Source organism: Streptomyces omiyaensis (genome assembly GCF_014650895.1).
Classification (GTDB): domain Bacteria; phylum Actinomycetota; class Actinomycetes; order Streptomycetales; family Streptomycetaceae; genus Streptomyces; species Streptomyces omiyaensis.
Map to the genome: position 1 here is coordinate 1 of NZ_BMVV01000074.1, position 2,965 is coordinate 2,965.

The window sequence follows — 2,965 nt, forward strand, 5'->3', positions numbered from 1 at the left end:
GCGTTCGTGGTGGAGTAGGCCGCCGTCGCCGGCAGACCGCTCACCGCGGTCGCGGTCGTCGTCACGGTGTAGGTACCGGCGAGCAGCTCCTCACCCGTCACCGACGGGACGGTCACCTTGGTGCCCGTCGGCTTCCCCGCACCGTCGTAGCCGGTGATCGCCGCCGTGTACGCGGCGTTCGCCGTGACCGAGGAGTCGTAACGCGTGGACGTGGCCGGCAGGCCCTTGCCCGCCGGAGCGGTGTCATAGGTCCACTCCGTCAGCTTCGCGCCGGTCACCGACCCCGACCGTACGGTCCTCTTCCGGCCCAGCTCGTCATAGGTGGTGGCCAGGACCCCGCTCGGGTCGGTGACGGTGTCGACCCGGCCGTTCGCGTCGTAGTGGGTGGTGCTCAGACCCTTGTCCGGGTCCGTCACCGTCACCTGCCTCCCTCGCAGGTCGTAGGTGTAGCGCCAGGTGTTGCGGCCCGAGGTGTCGGTGGCGGAGGCGAGCCGGCCCGCCGCGTCGTAGGTGCGGGTCGTCTTCTCGTACTGCGTCGCCGCCGCGCCCGGGACCGGGTTCCGGTCCTTGTACTGCCGCTGCTCGACGACGCGGCCGCGGACGTCCGAGATCGCCAGGGTGGCGGTGTCGCCACTGGGCGGGACGACGGCGGTCCAGTCGGCGCCGTAGACGGTGCTGGTGCGCCACTTCTCGACGTTGAGCGAGAGCTGGGCGGTCGCCGTGATCCGGCCGCGGCCGTCGTACTCGTTCTGCACGGCCTGCGGCACCTGGTTCGGCGTGACGACGAACATGGCGGACGTCGACACCGCGGCGCTGTTGTAGAAGGGGGCGTTCTTCAGGTACGGGCGCCCGTGACCGTCGTAGAACGTGTCCGAGACGACCCGTCCGGTCGTTCCCGTCGCGTCCGCCTGCATCTGGCGCTCACGCAGCATCGAGTCGTGGAAGGAGACGCTGGTTCCCCACGTCCCGTCCTCGTAGAGCCTCTTGGTCACCACCGTGGACGGGGCGGTGGACGAAAGCGTGTAGGAGAAGGTCGCGTTGGGGGTCGAGGTCTTCGGTCGTCCGGCGCTCCACCCCTTCGTCAGCCGGCCGAGCGCGTCGTACTCGTTCGTCGTGGTGCGGCCGTTCGCGTCCGTGCTGGTCAGCGTGAGGCCACGCAGGCCGTCGAAGGTGGTGGACGTCGTGTGCGCCTTGACGTTCGTGACCTTCACCGTCGTCGGCTGGGCGCCGGTGGCGGGGGTGTAGGCGGTCGTGACCGGCTGGCCGTCCTGGCCCTTGGCGGTGAGGACGCGGCCGTACGGGTCGTGGGTGGTCTCGGAGACGGTCTCCCAGACGGGCGTCAGATCGGACTCGTACCGGGCGAGCTGCTCGGTCTTGGTGACGTGGGCCTTGCCGGGGTCCGGGGCGGCGCCCAGGGCCTTGCCGTCGTAGGAGGTGCGGATCCGGCCGAGGGTTTCTCCCGGCCTCGACAGGCAGAGGGTGTTGTCGGTGGTGACGACCTCACTGGGATAGGCGATCAGCCAGTCCGTCGTGTCCGGCGCGACGTAGACGGTGTAGGTGCAACGGTCCTCCACGACTCCCGCACCGTCGTCGCTCTCGCTCAGCGTCATGCCGTAGGTGGCGTCGAACGTGCGGCTCGTGGTGAGCGTGCGCCATGCGCCGCTGTCGAGGAGAGTGCTCGCCTTCGTGCTCGTCACGCCGGACAGGCGGGCCGTCCTGGCGGGGAGGGTGGCCGCGGGGTCGTTCGGCTTGTCGGGGTCGGTGACGCCCTTGACCGCCTGGGTGGCCGTCGCCGCGGACTCCCAGGGGGTGTACGTGGTCTTCGCGACGATCTTGCCGCCGGTGCCGTCCTTGTCGTAGGTGGCGGTCGAGGCGGTACGGCCGGCGAAGTCGTCCCTGTCGGTGACGCCGTTGACGGCCAGGCCCGGGCGCGGGCTGCCGTCGGCGAGGGTGTCGCCCGCCATGCCGAGGAAGTACGTCTTCTCGGTCTTCACGCGGTTCGTCGAGCCGACGTAGGTGCGGACGGTGCCGTAGCCGCGGAAGTCGTTCCAGGTGCGGTGCTTGTCGAGGGTGAACTCGCCGGTGTCCTTGCGCCAGTTCGGGCCGTTCGCGTACTCGTAGGTGGTGACCTTCGACGGCGAGCCGGTGCCGGCCGTCGTGTCGTTCTCGTCGATCCGGGTGACCAGGTACTTGTGGAACCAGTCCTTCACCGGGTCGACCGCGCCGTCCGGGGTCCACCAGGACGGGTAGCAGCGCTTCGCGTTCGTGTCCGCCGCCGGCAGGGCGCCCGCGGTGCACTCCTTGGCGCTGTAGGTGACGAGGGTCTGACCGCCGGTCTCACTGGTGATCGTGGTCAGGCGCTTGCGGTTGAGGGGCGGACGGCCTTCGGCGGCGTCGACCCGGTTGGGCATGAGGGCGCCCTCGAACGTCACCGGATTCAGCGTGATGTCGGGCAGGGGGCCGGCCTTGGCCGTCCGCCGTACCGAGTCCAGCCACAGCGCGGGGGTGGACGTGTCGCCCGTCCCCGGGAAGGACTGGGCCAGCGTCCAGGTGTCGACCGGCTCCAGCGCCGTGCCCACCTGGGAGAAGGTGTTGATCGCCGTCAGCCGCTGCTTGGACCAGAACGCGGGTGCGAACTGGAGGCACTCCTTGCCGGGGGTGCACTCCAGGTCGACGGGGGTGTCGGGCCAGTTGGCGGCGTTGGCCTCGGTGAAGGCGCAGTCGGCGGCGGTGCAGCGCGGGGCCGTGGTGAAGGCGACGCGGCCGGCCGGGGTGGCGGTGGTGTGGACGGCGCCGGCGCGCAGGCCGTAGTCGATGCGGTTCAGGTAGCCGCCGCGGGTGTACGGCTTCGCCTCGTCCTTCTTGCCGTTCTGCGCGTAGTGGCCCTGTTCCTTGGTGTAGTAGAGGGCCATGGCGTTGCCGTGCGGGTCGACGACGTAGTCGAGGTTCCAGCGCCAGCCCTGCT

At 70.4% G+C, this 2,965-nt stretch carries 1 protein-coding gene; it reads right to left on the reverse strand.

Annotated elements, in window-relative coordinates:
- Window positions 1-2,965 (reverse strand): RHS repeat domain-containing protein (locus IE287_RS38030; RefSeq protein WP_189854002.1); only part of this gene is annotated, 2,965 nt, incomplete at both ends.